The following is a 14,841-nucleotide window of genomic DNA, read 5'->3' as shown; positions in this document are numbered from 1 at the left end:
CGGCCTCCCGCGAAAGCCCGGCCTGTCCGGGCTTTTCTTTTGATGGTTTGCGGCCTACCTGTCTGACACATTTCTGAAGCCTGGAGAGCCGCGTCATGGCTGGTTACGACTACGATCTTTTCGTCATCGGCGGCGGTTCGGGCGGGGTCAGGGCGGCGCGTGTCGCCGCGGCTCTCGGCAAGCGTGTCGGGATCGCCGAGGAATACCGCTATGGGGGCACCTGCGTCATCCGCGGCTGCGTGCCGAAAAAGCTCTATGTCTATGCCTCGCAATTTCCCGAGCATTTTGCCGACGCCGCCGGCTATGGCTGGACGGTGCCGGAAGCCAGTTTCGACTGGCAGACGCTGGTCGCCAACAAGGATCGCGAGATCAGCCGGCTGGAGGCGATCTACGTCAGGAACGTCGAGGGCGCCGGCGGCGAGACCTTTCACTCGCGCGCCATGATCGTCGACCCGCATGTCGTGCATCTCCTGGGTGAGGATCGCACCGTCACAGCAGACCAGATCCTGATTGCCACCGGCGGCCGACCCGCAGCGCATCCGGCGCTGCCCGGCCATGAACATTGCATCTTTTCCAACGAGGCTTTCGACCTCGAGAAACTGCCCAAGGCGATCATGATCGAGGGCGGCGGTTACATTGCTGTCGAGTTCGCCAACATTTTTCACGGTCTCGGCGTCGACACCACGCTGGTCTATCGCGGCAAGGAGATCCTCAGCCGGTTCGACATGGACCTGCGGCGCATGCTGCACGAAACGATGGAAAAGAAGGGGATAAGAATCCTCTGCCATTCCGTGTCCGAATGGATCCGCAAGCGGCCGGACGGCCGGCTCGACGCGCTCGTCAGCGGCGGCGAGGTGCTGACCGTCGACCAGGTGATGCTGGCCATCGGCCGCATTCCCAACACCGAGAATATGGGCCTGGAAGGCATCGGACTGGAGATGACCAAGACCGGCGCCATCGCCGTCGACCAATATTCCCGCACCAATATCGACAGCATCTGGGCGATCGGCGACGTCACCAACCGCGTGCAGCTGACGCCGGTGGCGATCCACGAGGCGATGTGTTTTATCGAAACCGCTTTCAAGGGAAATCCAACCGCGCCCGATCACGAGACGATCGCGACCGCCGTCTTTTCACAACCGGAGATCGGCACGGTCGGCCTGTCGGAGGACGACGCCGTCAAACGCTTCCCCGACATCGAGATCTACCGCGCGACATTCCGGCCGATGCGGCACACGCTGTCCGGGCGGGATGAGAAGATGCTGATAAAGCTGGTGGTCGACGGCGCGTCGAAGAAAGTGCTTGGCGCCCACATATTGGGGCCGGACGCCGGCGAGATGGCGCAGCTTCTCGGCATCCCGCTGAAGGCCGGCCTGACCAAGGACGATTTCGACCGCACAATGGCCGTGCATCCGACAGCGGCGGAAGAACTGGTCACCATGTACAAGCCGACCTACCGCGTGAAGGACGGCGTGCGGGTCGATTGACGGCAAGCGCCGAGGGCGGTCGCATATCAGGACGTCATGCTTGCGCCCTACGAATACCACCTCCCCACAAGGGGGAGGGAGAGGTGCCGATCTTGGCAAATCGCTTGCGTTTCAGCTTCAAAGAGCGCGCGCGGCAGCATTCCCTCCCCCTTGTGGGGAGGGTTAGGGTGGGGGTCCTCTTCGCAAGAATCCTTATGCCACCGTCTCGGTCCAATTCTGGCCGCTACAGCAGCGTGCCGCGCAGGATCACCAGCGCTACCGAAAAGTAGATCACCAGCCCGGTGACATCGACCAGCGTGGCGACGAACGGGGCCGATGCGCTGGCAGGGTCGAAGCCGATACGTTTCAAGGCGAACGGCAGCATCGACCCCGACAGCGAACCGAAGGTGACGATGCCGACCAGTGCAGCACCCACCGTCGTGGCGATCAGCGGCCAGTGCGGGCCATAGTCGTAGAAGCCCATATATTGCCACAGCGCAATGCGGCAGACGCCGACCACGCCGAGCATGGCGCCCAGCACGAGACCGGTGGGCAGCTCGCGCAGCGCCACCCGCCACCAGTCGCCAAGACCGATCTCGCGCAGCGCCAGCGCGCGGATGACCAGCGAGGTCGCCTGCGAGCCGGAATTGCCGCCGGAGCTCATGATCAGCGGGATGAACAGCGTCAGCACGATCGCCTTCTCCAGCTCGCCCTCATAGCTCTGCATGGCGTTGGCCGTCAGCATCTCCGAGATGAACAGCGCGCACAGCCAGCCGCCACGTTTCTTGATCATGGCGAGGAAGCTCATCTTCATGTACGGCTCGTCCAGCGCCTCCATGCCGCCGAAACGGTGCGCGTCCTCGGTCGTCTCCGCGACCATCGTGTCGATGATGTCGTCGATGGTGACGATGCCGAGGATCTTGCCATGGTCGACGACCGGAACGGCGAGCAGATCGTATTTGGAGATCGTCTGCGCCAGGGTTTCGCGATCGGTCAGCGGTCCGACCGTCACCGGAAGATGATCCGGCGCCACCGTCATGATCGAATCGTCGGGCTCCCCGGTGATCAGCCGGCGCAGGCCCGTCGAGCGCACAAGCAGGTGCGTTTGCGGATCGACGATATAGATCGCATACACGGTCTCGCGCGTCCGCTCCACCTTGCGGATGTAGTCTAGCGTTTGCCCGACGGTCCAGTCCGAGGGCACGCTGACGAACTCCGTCGTCATGATCGATGCGGCGCTGCCTTCGGGATAGCCGAGGATGGAGAGCAGCGTTGCGCGCAGCGGCGGTGCAAGCCCGCCAAGCAGCTCGGAACGGGCCGGCTCTTCCAGCTCGCGCAGGATGTCGGCGGCACGGTCGACCGACATCGCGGTGAGCAGCTTGCCCGCCTTGGCGCGCGGCAGCGCCTCCATGAGTTCGGACGCGCCGTCGAGTTCCGGCTGATCGAAGATCTCGACCAGACGTTCGAACGTCACTTCACAGAGCAGTTCCGTCGCGGTCTCTCGAGGCTCGCTGTTCAGGGCCTCGACAATGTCGGCGACGTGATCGTTGGCTAGGATACGGGCAATCGCGACGGCCTCGTCGCTGGCTACGGCGGTAAATTCGTTCATGGCTCACTCCTTGCCGTCCGGCAGGACATGAACCATGTGAGGTCACGTCAGGGCGGACGGCTGTTGCGTTCGACTGTGACTGTCGCCAGGCATGGCGCGGTGACCTTTCCGCTTGCGGGTTCGCTTTTTTACTATCTGCAAGCGGGCGCAACATAGGAGCGCGCCTTGCCGTGTCAATCGCGGTGAGGAGGGAAAATGCCGACGAGCGGCCGAGATCGCGAGACTGTGATTGCCGGCCGCCGTTCGACTAGGCAGACCGGGGTGGATTAACCGTTATTTCTGCTTCAGCCGGCGCGAGAAGCGCAGCCATTTGTCTTCGACCGGCCTTGGGACCGGCCTTGGCTGCACCAGAATGGTGGTGAGTTCGGCGGGCAGGGTCGGAACCAGCGGCTTCTTGGTGGCGACGCCGTCGGCGATCGCGACGATGCTGTGATAGAATTCGCTGCCCGTCATCGATCTCGGCGCCACCGCCTCGTGCATGACGCTGATCACCGTGACATCGGGGCAGTTGTCCTTGATGGCCTGGTGGAAGGCTACCTTGCCGTCGGGGTCGAGCGCGCCGGTCGCCTCGTCGAGGAACAGCAGCCCCGGCTGCTGCAGCACGATGCGGGCCACCACCAGCTTCTGTTTCTGGCCGCCCGACAGCACCTGGTCCCAGCTTTTGCCTTCGCGGCTTTCGTCGGCCATGTGCTCGATAAAGTCGCCGAGCCCCGCCTTGTGCAGCGCCGACGCGACCTGCGCGTCGCCATGGTCGCGCTCGGAGCCCGGAAGGCAGACCAGTTGCTTCAGCGTCACCTGCTGCAGCTTGACCTCCTGGGCGGCATAGAAACTCTTGACGCCCTCGGGGAAGACGATGGTGCCGCGGCCATAGGGCCACAGGCCGTTGATCGCCTTGATCAGCGAAGTCTTGCCGCAGCCGGACTCGCCTTTCAGGAAAGTCCATTCGCCGCGCCGGAAGCGCAGATTGGCGGCGCTGAGGAAGGGCGTCGCATCCTCGCCTTGATGCGCCAGTTCGAGCTTCTGGATGGTCAGGCCAAAAACCGGGTTCTGGCTGGTGTAGTGGAAATCGGAGCGGCCGGTCTGGCTGTAGAATTCCTGCGGATGCTGGACATTCTCGATCGCCTGCGCCAATTCGATGACGCGCTGGCTGTTGGCGCGCAACGTTGCGATGTTCGGCATGACGTGGATGAACCAGGAGCATTGACTGATCAGCGAATTGACCAGCTCGGAGCCGGTTATGTAGCCCTTGAGATCGAAACCGTTGTGGATGAACGGCACCAGGCCAGGTCCATAGGCGACAATGCGGGCGCCAATGAAATTATAGATCAGCTCGAACGAATTGTAGCCTGTGTTGACGATATTCAGCCGCGCCCAAGTGCGGTCGATGTCGACATAAAGTCGATTGTGCATCGTCTTCTGCACATCCTCGCCTTGCGAGGCCGCGACATGGAAGCTGCGACGCAGGAAAGTGGTCAACTCGCCGCGATAGCTGCCTTCGGATTGCTGCATCCTGACGTTGAGCCGTTCCAGCAGACGACCCAGTTTGACCGCGATCCAAGTGTTCAGCGGCACGTAGGTGGCGACCGCCAGGAAAGCCAAAACCGCACTGCCGTAGCTGCCGAGAAATTCCAGCCCTTTCACTTCCGCCGAGTTTTCAAGCAATTTCTGGCCGACGAAATAAAGCGATGTGGCAACACCCAGGACGCCCATGGCGAGGCCGATGGCTCCGCCGGTCATGTCCTTGATCGATTCCTGGACGCGCTGATCGATGTTGTCGGGAGCGGCATTGCCGGACGAACCATGCTGGGCGTGGAAATGCGTATGATTGGTGTCGAGCAGCGCTTCGTTGAAGCGGCTGTCCAGCCAGCCGCGCCATTTGCGGTGCAATGTCGCTGACACGAGACTGCGGATGCCGGTGAAGCCGGCGTCCTTGAGCACGACCAGCAGCACCAGGACGCCGGCATTGACCAGCAGCGAGCGAAGCGGCGTGGTGTTGGCGGCGTCATGGAAGAAGGCGATCGAGTTGACCAGTTCGCCGGAGGCTTCGGCGAACCAAACACCGGCCTTGCTGGACAGCGCCGTGAGCAGTGCGATCACCAGCGTCAGCGTCCAGGCTTCCTTCCAGCGGTCGGAAACCCAGTAGGCCCGCATCAGGCCCCAGAAGCTGCGCATCGACGACACCGGCGTCAGAAGCGATCGCCCTGCGGCATCGCGAGGTGTTTTTTCCGGTACTGACTCTTGCGATGGTCTACCGACCCGAATCACGATCCCGCCCAAACCTTTTTTCTTTTGTTACGGATGGTAACACCAATTGATCATTTTCCATTAATTTAAAACCGGGCCGACCGGATTGCGCCGGCAGCCGTGGCCGTGAGGCAACAGATTACATGCTGAAATATAGCGACAACGATAGGCAAAAATCCGAATATTGCTTTTGATTTCAAATGCCTGATACATAGGGGCGTGACGTTAGCGCGGCTTCCCTTAGGGAAGGTTTTCACACGGTTTTGTGAACTCAAAATCGTCCGGACCGAGCGCTTTTCTCAAAGCAGGTTGACCCGAACACCCGAAAATTTGCCGTTCGCGACCTCGCCGGGCGTGCCGTTGTCGTCCTTGCCGGAGGCAGGAGGTGACCGGAGAATCGGCCGAGCGGCGCTTCCTTGTCGGATCGGCTGAGGGACTGTGTTTGACAATTCATCCGCTTGGGATTGAACCTTGCCTGGCATCGTCGACACTCATGCATGTTCGGTTCTCCAACAAGGAAGCTCCCAATGCTTGCACGCGCGGCCGCAATCCTGTCCCTCTTCGCCTGGCTGCCCCTCGTACCTTTGGCGCATGCCGGCCAGCAGAGCATCCCGGCCAGCGCCGAAGGCCAGATCGAGTTCAACACGCCGTCCGGCAACATCGGCTGCATCTACACACCCAAAGGCGGCACCGGCACCTATGAACCAAGGGATGGTGGCCCGGAGCTGAGCTGCTCGCGCGTCGAGCCAAGCTACGTCACGATTATCCTGGGTCCGAAGGGGCCAGCCACGCTGATCAAGAACCCCGGCGAGCAGGGCTGCTGCAGCGATGTCGACAAGCTTGGCTACGGCAACAGCTGGAGCGCCGGGCCGTTTTCGTGCCAGTCGTCAAGCAAGGGACTGTCCTGCACGGCCACGAACGGCCATGGATTTTTCATCAGCAAGGCCAAGGCGACGGTGAAGTAACGCTTGCTGCTGTCGCGGAGAGGAGAGGGCGGTCGGCTCAGCCGGCCTTTTCCAGTTCGCCGCGCGCCTTGGCGGCCGCCACCTGGCGAATGGCATCGGCCAGCGTGTCGGCATCCTGCGCGCCCATGACCGCGTATTTGTCCTCGAGCAGGAAGCACGGTACACCAGAAATGCCCATGCGCGACGCGGTGGCGATCTCGGTGCGCACCGCCTCGACATCGGCCTCGGTCGGCAAAAGCGTGGCGACCACGGACGCATCCATGCCGGCCTCGCGCGCCGCCTCGACCAGCACGGCATGATCGCCAATGTTGGCGCCTTCCTCGAAATTCAACTGGAACAGCCGGCGCACAAGCCTGTTCTGAATGGCTTCGCCGGCGGCACCTGCCCAGCGGATCAGCCGGTGCGCATCCAGCGTGTTCGGCGCCACCTTGATGGCGTCGAAGGCGAACGAGATGCCTTCGATTTCGCCCAGCGGCTCGATGCGGGCGTGAATCTCGCGGATGCGCTCGTCGCTGCCGAATTTTGCCAGCATGTATTCGCGGCGGTCCTTGCCATCAGACGGAATGGTTGGATCGAGCTGGAACGGCCGCCAGCGGACATGCACGTCGACATCGCCGACGGCGGCAATCGCCCTGTCGAGCCGCTTCTGGCCGATGAAGCACCAGGGGCAGACGACATCGGACACCACATCGACGGTGATGGCGCTCAATTCGCTCATCTCGACCTCCTGATCCCTCAGTTGGGCTTGCGCCACCATGTTGGCAGTTGATACCCGAATATGGGCGTCTTTTGCGGATGTTCCAGGTAGTTCCAGTAGGCGATCCATTGCTGCGTGTTGTACTGCATCGGCACCATGTAGTTGCCGGAGATCAGCAGCCGGTCGAGAACGCGAACTGCGGCAACATAATCCTCCTTGGAGCGGGCGCGCAGCATCGCCTCGATCGCCGCGTCCACAGCCGGATCGGCGACGCCGGCGAGATTGAACGAGCCTTCCGTCCTGGCCGCGGCGGAACTCCAGCGCCCGCTCTGCTCGATGCCGGGCGACAACGAATTGTTGAAGCCGCTCGATCCGACCAGGACCTCGAAGTCGAAGCGCTGCTTGCGCGACTGGATCTGATCGCCGTCGAGGCTGCGAATGGTGAGATCGATGCCGATCTTCTCCAGCGTGCGCTGGTAGATGCCGGCAAGGCGCTCCTCGTCCTGCGACGCGGTCAGGATTTCGAAGCTGAAGGGTTTGCCTTCGGGATCGAGCATCGTTCCATTCTGCACGTGGTAGCCGACACTTTTCAAAAGATCGAAGGCTGCCTTCAGCACGCGGCGGTCCTGGCCCGATCCGTCGGTCACCGGCGGCCGCCATGTACCGTCCATGACATCGGCCGGCACGCGGCCGGGGTAGGGCGCCAGAAGCGCTTTCTCCTTGTCGTCCGCTGGATGGCCGAGCGCGGAAAGCTCGGAGTTTTGCCAATAGCTCATTGTCCGCGCGTACTTGCCGCCGAACAGGTTCTTGTTGGCCCATTCGAAGTCATAAAGCATACCGAGCGCGCGCCGCACGACCGGGTTGGCGAATTTCGGCAACCGCGTGTTGAACAGGAAACCAGTCACCACGGGCGGAATGCCGGTGTCGAAGGTCTGCGCGACCACATCGCCCTTGTGGAAGGCCGGAAAATCGAGATCGCGCTCGCGCTTCACCGGATCGCTATCGTCGTCGATGGCGCAAAGGCCTTTCTTGAACGCTTCGAGCTTGGCGTTAGCGTTGAGGAAATACTCGATAGTGATCTGGTCGTAATTGTCGAAACCGCGCTTGGCCGGGACGTCCTTGCCCCAGTAATCCGGGTTGCGCTTGAACACGATGCGCTGGCCGGGCTGCACCTGCGCGATCGTATAGGGGCCACTGCCGATCACCGGCTTGAGCGTCGTCCTGTCGAAAGTCTCCTTGTCGAAGGCATGCTTCGGGATGATTGGGGTCAGCGCGATGATCAGCGGGAATTCGCGATCGGCCTTGTCGTTGAAGGTGAAGCGCACGCTGTGATCGCCGGTCTTTTCGAGCTTGGCGACCCTGGCCATGCGGTCGCTGTAGGGCGGTCGCCCTTTCTCGGTGTAGACATCGTAGCTGAACAGCACATCTTCCGGCGTCACTGGCTGGCCGTCCGACCATTTGGCCTTCGGGTTGAGATGGAATTCGATGCTCTTGCGCTCCGGGTCCATGTCGGCGCTGTCGGCCAACAAACCGTAAAGCGTGAAAGCCTCGTCGGCATTGCGCTGCATCAACGGCTCGAAGACCAGATTGCCGAAGATCGTGTCCATCATGCCGCGCGCCGTCGTGCGCAGGCTCTTGAGGATGAAAGGGTTGAGGTTGTCGAAGCTGCCGACGACGCAATACGTGATCGAGCCACCCTTCGGCGCATCGGGATTGACGTAATCGAAATGCGTATAGCCGGGCGGCAGCGCCGGCTCGCCCTGCATGGCGATAGCGTGCTTCGGCTCCGATGCGGCCGGCTGATGCGAAAGGGCGAGAAACGATATCCCGGTAATCAGCCAAACAACAACGCGGCCCATGACCGTCTCCTTATTGGGTCGGCTTGATGATTCGGTGTGCACCCTAGCATGGGGCGGCTGCGCGCCGGCCAACCGCGCGTTCAACAATTGCTGACGCCGGGCTGGATTCGGCCTCGCTTGCAGTGTAACACGCCCTCCGAAGTCATTCTGTTGCCTCATTTCGGCAACAGGTAGCTGGACCACACGGCACGAAGAAGCCGGTCCCGGGATCATTTGAGAGGAAGTGCACGACATGACGAGCCTGAACAGCAACGCGTACCGCCTGTCGGTCATGGCCGCTGGCGTGGTCGGCTTTCTCGGCGCAGGACTTCCCGCCGCTTCCGCACAGCAGCAACAGCAGATTCCGCAAGGCTGGTTCAAGGCCTGCACCAAGCAGGAAGACGTCGACATCTGCAATGTCCAGAACATCACCACCGCCGGCAACGGCCAACTGGTCACCGGCGTCAGCCTGATCGAGCTGAAGGGCAAGGTGAACCGCAAGGTGTTCCAGGTGACGGTGCCGACCGGCCGTCTGGTGCCTCCCGGAATCGGCCTGCAGATCGACACCGGCAAGGCGCAGAAGCTCGATTATGTGATCTGCTTCCCGGATCGTTGCGTGGCCGAAGTGCCGCTGACCGATCAACTCGTCGCGGCATTCAAGAAAGGCCAGGCGATCACGCTGACTTCCGTCAATTTCCAGAACCAGCCCAATCCGATCAAGATCGCCCTGCAGGGCTTCAGCGGCGCCTATGACGGCCCGGCGCTGCAGCAGTCGGACATCGAGGACCGGCAGAAGAAGCTTCAGGACTTCGTCGCCAAGAACAACCAGGATTTCGCCAAGAAGCTCAAGGAAGAGCAGGACAAGGCGAAGACCGCCAACTGATCGGCCGATATCGTCCGGCCAACAAAGAAGCGGGGTCATGCCCCGCTTTTTTTGTGCCCGTCTCTCCGCGGGTTAGTGCCTTGACTGCCGTTTCGGCTGGTAGCCGCCGTCCGGCCTCTTGTCGAACATCTCCTTGATCTGCGGATGCCGGACCGGCTCACCCGACTGATCCTCAAGCAGATTCTGCTCGGAGACGTAGGCGATGTATTCGGTCTCCGAATTCTCGGCGAGCAGATGATAGAAAGGCTGATCCTTGCGCGGCCGAACGTCGGCGGGGATGGCTTCGTACCATTCGTCGGTGTTGGCGAATTGCGGGTCGACGTCGAAAATGATGCCCCTGAATGGAAACAGCCGGTGGCGAACCACCTGTCCGATTGCGAATTTGGCTGTTTTCATCGTACTCACCACTGAATTCCTTGGGCTTATTTGGCGCAGACCGCGCATCAATTCAATCCCGAGGCGCTTGACGCCCTATTAAGCAACGGGCTAGCCCGGCGCCAAGGTTTCGGACCAGCATAAAAATGTCTGACGTCATAGGTCTTGTTCTTCCGTTCTTCGGCTTGATTTTTGTCGGGTTTCTGGTGGCGCGCATCACCAGGCAGCCGCTGGAGGCGCTCGGCTGGATGAACACGTTCATCGTCTATGTCGCGCTGCCGGCCCTTTTCTTCCAACTGCTCGCCAAGACGCCGTTCGAAGACCTGACGGAATGGCGCTTCATCTTCGGTTCGGTCGTCTCGACCTTCATGATATTTTCCTTGATGTTCATGGGGTCGGTGCTGACCTCGCGCGGCGAGATAGCGCAATCGACCATCAAGGCGCTCGCGGCCGCCTATGGCAATATCGGCTATATGGGGCCGGGCCTGGCATTGCTGGCCTTCGGCGAGGAGGCTGCCGTGCCGGTCGCCCTGATCTTCTGTTTCGAGAACATCATGCATTTCGCCGTCGCACCCATGATGATGGCGCTGTCGGGCGACGAGAAGACCACTCCTCTCCGGCTTGCGCTGGGTGTCGTGCGCAAGATCGTGCTGCACCCGTTCATCATCGCAACCGCCCTGGGTGTCGGCGCCGCCTATATCGGCTTTCGACCGCCCGTGCCGGTGGAGCGACTTCTGGAATATCTTTCCCGGGCGGCCGCACCTTGCGCGCTGTTTGCCATGGGCGTCACCCTGGCGCTCAGGCCGCTCAATCGCGTCCCGCATGAGATGGTTCCGATTGCGGCGCTGAAACTGATCCTGCACCCGTTGCTCTGCTATGTCGTGCTGAGCTGGATCGGCAATTTTTCTGAGACATGGGTCTTCTCGGCGGTGCTTCTGGCGGCATTGCCGACCGCCACCAACGTCTTCGTCATCGCCCAGCAGTATGGCGTCTGGGTACAGCGCGCGTCGGCCAGTGTGCTGATCACAACCTGCCTGTCGGTCGTGACCGTCACCGGGCTGCTCTACCTGATCCGGCACAATATCCTAGCGCCGGACCTGTTTCCCTAACCCGCCAGCAAGCGCGGCAAAACCGCTGCCGGGACGAAGTCCCTCGCGCATGAAAAAAGCCCGAAGCGGCGCGAAGCCTCCGAGCACACCGAGCCCGGCAACGCGGGCCATCTGCGCCGGCAGCATGTCGGAAAGCAGCGACATGTTGAGCAGGTTGACCACGCTGCTGCGCGCCAGAATATCGGGGCGGCGCTTGAAATCGTAGGCTGCAAGCGCCTTGGCTGCACCTGGATCGGCTCTATTTTCACAAGCGATTCCAATTAGATCGTCGACGTCCCTGATGCCGAGATTGAGGCCTTGCGCACCAATCGGGGGAAACACATGGGCGGCTTCGCCGACCAGCGCCACCCGATCTCGGGCGAAACGCAGTGGCGTCACCGCCGAAAGCGGATAGATCTGCCTGCCCGGCTCGACCGTTACCCGGCCCAGCATCGACTGCATCTGCTGTTCGACCCGCTGAGAAAGCGTCGCATCGTCCAGTGCGGCGAGGTCGGTCGCGGTCTGGGGCTTGACCACCCAGACCAGGCTGGAGCGATTGCCGGGCAGCGGGACCTGCGTGAACGGACCGGTCTCGGTGTGGAATTCGGTCGAGGTGAAGGCATGGTCGCCGCCATGGCCGAAATTGAGGACGAGAGCTGCCTGCGGGTAGGACCGGGCCGAGGTCGAGATGCCGGCCGCCTGGCGCGCCGGTGACAACCGCCCATCGGCGGCGACCGCCAGCGCTGCGTCGACCGTGCTGCCGTCGGACAGGACGGCACGGGCGCGCTCGGCATCGAGATGCCAGTTCGCCACCATCGGCATCAGCCGGTCGATGCCGGCATGCGCGGCAACGGCGCTGGCGAGTGCCGGGTTGAGCACGCTGTTGGGAAGATTCAGCCCGAACTGGTCCTCGTCGATCTCGCTGGCACGGAAGGTGACGACCGGGCTGCGGATCAGCCGGCTGGTGGCGTCGACGATGCGCATCACTTTCAGGGCCGCCGCCTTGGATTTGACGGCTTCGAGCACGCCAAGCCGGTCGAGCACTTTCAAGGCAGGGTTCATCAGGGCCGTCGTGCGGCCATCGGGGGCGGTGGCCTCCGGCCCGACCAGTGTCACCGGGAAACCCTCGGCGGCAAAACCGAGCGCCGCGATCAGTCCTGCCGGCCCCGTGCCGGCAACCAGTATCCGCGCAGTTTGCTGATGCTCCAAGATCGGCTTCCGGCTTGCAATGCGAGGCGGTCCACCCGACCTGCCGTTCGATGAGCATATAGGTCAGATCATGCCGCTTGATCAACGCGGCGATTCGGCCCATTCGGATGTCATGACCGGCCAGCAGGACGACTTCAGGCATCTCGACCGCGCCGGCCGCGCCATGGCCGGCATCGCGCGCAGTCCTCGCGTCACGGTAAACGTCGTTGTCGGCGCTTGCATCCTGCTTGCCTGGCTGACCCTTGCCGCGATGGCAATCCGCGGCGCCGAAGGCGGGATTGCAGGCGTCAGCGCCCCCGGCGACACGATGCTGCGCAGCCTGCCGCAACTGCCGCTGCCCGATTTCCTGGAACGGTTCTTTGTGCTGTGCCTCTCACCGGTGCCTTTGGACACAAGTCTCGGCTTGCAGGCCGGCGCGCTCGTTTTCATGTGGTTCCTGATGGCGATCGCGACGATGCTGCCTTCGGCGGCGCCGATGATCCGCACCTATTGCGAAATCACTGACACGGCTCGCATCAAGGGCGAACCGGTCGTTCACCCGCTGGTGCTGGTCGCCGGTTACCTCAGCGTCTGGCTCGCCGCTTCAATGATGTTCGCGGCGCTGACCTTGGCCGCCCATGCATTCGCCTCGTCAGCCGGGATGCTCGATCCGGTCGTCGGCCTTGCCGCTGCGCTCGCTCTGCTGATTGCCGGTGTCTACCAGTTCAGCGGCCTGAAGGAAGCTTGCCTGAAGAAATGCAAGAACCCGTTCTCGATCCTTTTCGCGAACTGGAGCGCCAGGCCGGCCAGCGTCTTTCGGCTCGGTGTCGCTCAAGGTCTGTGGTGTCTCGGCTGCTGCTGGGCCTTGATGCTGGTGATGTTCGCCGTTGGCGTCATGAACATTTTCTGGATGGCGTTGATCGGGCTGTTCACCCTGATCGAAAAACAAACCGCCAGCAGGGTTCCAACCCGGCTGGCCGGTGCGATACTGCTTGTCTGGGCAGCCGCGCTGCTAGTAGTCTCGCTGTGAGTGGGGGAAAATCGATGGCAGACCAGAGCTGGGCGATGAAGGGAGAGCTCGTACTCTCCTGCAATTGCACGGTTTTTTGCCCCTGCGTGCTGTCGCTTGGCAATCATCCGCCGACCGAAGGCTACTGCCAGACCTGGGCGGGATTTCGCATCGATGCCGGCCATTTCGGTGAAGTAGATCTGTCCGGCCTCAATCTCGGGCTGGTCATGGAAATTCCCGGCTACATGAGCCGCGGCAACTGGACCGCGGGCCTGTTCATCGACAGCCGCGCCTCTGTCTACGCGGTCAAGGCGCTGACCAAGATCTTCACCGGCAAGGCAGGCGGAACCACATCGCTGCTCTCCATCCTCGTCGGCAAATTCCTCGGCGTCGAGCAGGTGCCGATCACCTATGAGACGCGTGACAAGACGCGTATATTCCAGATACCGAAGATTATCGACGGAGCGGTGACACCCATCCCCGGCAAGGACCGCGACAAGGACACGGTGATCAGCAATTCGGAATACTGGATCGCGCCTGAGATCATCGTGGCCCGGTCCGACAAGAGCAAGATGCGGGCTTTCGGCCGCAACTGGAATTTCGCCGGCCGTTCGGCCGAAATCTGCAAGCTGGATTGGCGGGGCCCGTGAGCAAGAACACAACGGCCCGAAAAGCCGCCAAAAAGATCACGGACCGGATTCCGCGCCCGAAGAAGAAGGTCACCTGGCCACAGGCGAGAGCGTTCTCCGTCCACCTCTTGACCGCCTCGGGGTCGTTCCTGGCCTTCCTGTCGCTGGTAGCGGCAAGCGAAGAGCGCTGGACGGCGATGTTCTGGTGGCTCGGGCTGGCATTGTTCGTCGACGGCATCGATGGGCCGATCGCGCGGAAGCTCGAGGTCAAGGAAATTCTGCCGACTTGGTCGGGCGAACTGCTCGACAACATCATCGACTACGTGACCTACGTGCTGATCCCGGCCTTCGCGCTCTATCAGCGCGGCTTCATGGGCGAGGGCCTGTCATTCCTGTCTGCGGCGATCATCGTCGTCTCCAGCGCCATCTACTATGCCGACACCGGCATGAAGACGAAGGAGAATTTCTTCAAGGGGTTCCCCGTGGTCTGGAACATGGTGGTGTTCACCCTGTTCGTCATCGAGCCCGGACAATGGGTTTCGTTCGCGGTGGTGGTGGTGGCCGGCGTCCTGACTTTCGTACCGATCAACTTCATCCACCCGGTGCGGGTGGTGCGGCTGCGGCGCATCAACCTTGGGATGACTCTCTTGTGGTGCGCTTTCGGCGCGCTTGCCCTGGCCCAGGCGGCACTCGCTGCCTTCTACGATCAGATCGGCGTGCTGGGCGAGCAGGTCAGCACCTTCACCAAGATCGGCATCACCATCACCGGGCTTTACCTTGCCTGCATCGGTGGCATCATGCAGTTCTTTCCCAATCTCGGTGCCAAAAAGGCCTGATCAGCCACTCCCAC

General features: G+C 62.0%; 13 protein-coding genes and 1 pseudogene. 8 read left to right on the top strand and 6 right to left on the bottom strand.

Annotation, left to right across the window (positions count from 1 at the left end; all coding sequences use genetic code 11):
* Window positions 1-95 precede the first annotated feature (95 nt).
* Entirely contained in the window at window positions 96-1,487 is a 1,392-nt protein-coding gene (gor, locus tag NKH06_RS20300) for a glutathione-disulfide reductase (protein WP_352893773.1), read from the top strand.
* Between the two features lie 223 nt (window positions 1,488-1,710).
* Here gor and mgtE read toward each other — a convergent pair whose 3' ends face one another.
* Entirely contained in the window at window positions 1,711-3,075 is a 1,365-nt protein-coding gene (gene mgtE / locus NKH06_RS20295; RefSeq protein WP_352442441.1) for a magnesium transporter, read from the bottom strand.
* Window positions 3,076-3,348: 273 nt separating this feature from the next.
* Complete coding sequence (locus tag NKH06_RS20290; RefSeq protein WP_164780439.1) at window positions 3,349-5,247, bottom strand: ABC transporter ATP-binding protein/permease; 1,899 nt, start codon at window positions 5,245-5,247, stop codon at window positions 3,349-3,351.
* Window positions 5,248-5,846: 599 nt separating this feature from the next.
* On the opposite strand from NKH06_RS20290, the gene NKH06_RS20285 reads away from it, so the two are divergent.
* Both NKH06_RS20285 and NKH06_RS20280 read left to right on the top strand, forming a co-directional pair.
* Window positions 5,847-6,284, top strand: coding sequence for a hypothetical protein (locus NKH06_RS20285; RefSeq protein ID WP_023811876.1), 438 nt, complete (start codon window positions 5,847-5,849; stop codon window positions 6,282-6,284).
* Window positions 6,236-6,343, top strand: a pseudogene (locus tag NKH06_RS20280) (hypothetical protein); the annotation flags it as partial. The gene NKH06_RS20285 and the pseudogene NKH06_RS20280, both read left to right, overlap by 49 nt.
* Here NKH06_RS20280 and NKH06_RS20275 read toward each other — a convergent pair.
* Window positions 6,322-7,002, bottom strand: a complete 681-nt coding sequence (locus tag NKH06_RS20275) for a DsbA family oxidoreductase (RefSeq protein ID WP_023811877.1) — start codon at window positions 7,000-7,002, stop codon at window positions 6,322-6,324. The pseudogene NKH06_RS20280 and the gene NKH06_RS20275 overlap by 22 nt on opposite strands.
* Window positions 7,003-7,019: 17 nt before the next feature.
* Window positions 7,020-8,840, bottom strand: coding sequence for an extracellular solute-binding protein (locus NKH06_RS20270; protein ID WP_023811878.1), 1,821 nt, complete (start codon window positions 8,838-8,840; stop codon window positions 7,020-7,022).
* A 232-nt stretch (window positions 8,841-9,072) separates the two neighbouring features.
* Here NKH06_RS20270 and NKH06_RS20265 point away from each other — a divergent pair, with 232 nt between their 5' ends.
* Complete coding sequence (locus NKH06_RS20265) at window positions 9,073-9,702, top strand: invasion associated locus B family protein (RefSeq protein WP_013531658.1); 630 nt, start codon at window positions 9,073-9,075, stop codon at window positions 9,700-9,702.
* A 72-nt stretch (window positions 9,703-9,774) separates the two neighbouring features.
* Here NKH06_RS20265 and hspQ read toward each other — a convergent pair whose 3' ends face one another.
* The gene (gene hspQ, locus NKH06_RS20260) at window positions 9,775-10,098 is read right to left on the bottom strand and encodes a heat shock protein HspQ (RefSeq protein ID WP_023811879.1); all 324 of its coding nucleotides are present in this window, start codon (window positions 10,096-10,098) and stop codon (window positions 9,775-9,777) included.
* Window positions 10,099-10,223: 125 nt separating this feature from the next.
* Here hspQ and NKH06_RS20255 point away from each other — a divergent pair, with 125 nt between their 5' ends.
* Window positions 10,224-11,186, top strand: coding sequence for an AEC family transporter (locus NKH06_RS20255; protein ID WP_352893769.1), 963 nt, complete (start codon window positions 10,224-10,226; stop codon window positions 11,184-11,186).
* On the opposite strand, the gene NKH06_RS20250 is transcribed toward NKH06_RS20255, so the two are convergent.
* The gene (locus NKH06_RS20250; RefSeq protein WP_352893767.1) at window positions 11,163-12,374 is read right to left on the bottom strand and encodes a UbiH/UbiF family hydroxylase; all 1,212 of its coding nucleotides are present in this window, start codon (window positions 12,372-12,374) and stop codon (window positions 11,163-11,165) included. The genes NKH06_RS20255 and NKH06_RS20250 overlap by 24 nt on opposite strands.
* A gap of 70 nt (window positions 12,375-12,444) precedes the next feature.
* Between NKH06_RS20250 and NKH06_RS20245 the strand changes: the two genes are divergently transcribed.
* The 3 genes from NKH06_RS20245 to pcsA are packed head-to-tail and all read left to right on the top strand — an operon-like array spanning window position 12,445 to window position 14,827.
* Window positions 12,445-13,383 (top strand): DUF2182 domain-containing protein, encoded by a 939-nt coding sequence (locus NKH06_RS20245; protein ID WP_352795463.1) that lies wholly within the window; start codon window positions 12,445-12,447, stop codon window positions 13,381-13,383.
* Window positions 13,384-13,397: 14 nt separating this feature from the next.
* Window positions 13,398-14,012 carry a DUF1326 domain-containing protein gene (locus NKH06_RS20240; RefSeq protein ID WP_352721485.1) on the top strand — a complete coding sequence of 205 codons (615 nt, stop codon included), beginning with the start codon at window positions 13,398-13,400 and terminating at the stop codon, window positions 14,010-14,012.
* Window positions 14,009-14,827, top strand: coding sequence for a phosphatidylcholine synthase (gene pcsA / locus NKH06_RS20235; RefSeq protein ID WP_023811884.1), 819 nt, complete (start codon window positions 14,009-14,011; stop codon window positions 14,825-14,827). The genes NKH06_RS20240 and pcsA overlap by 4 nt, the downstream gene beginning before the upstream one ends.
* Window positions 14,828-14,841 lie beyond the last annotated feature (14 nt).

The organism is Mesorhizobium sp. M1342 (genome assembly GCF_040317955.1).
Classification (GTDB): domain Bacteria; phylum Pseudomonadota; class Alphaproteobacteria; order Rhizobiales; family Rhizobiaceae; genus Mesorhizobium.
Note: the sequence above shows the minus strand (reverse complement) of the source record. Positions and strands in the feature narration are given on the sequence as shown.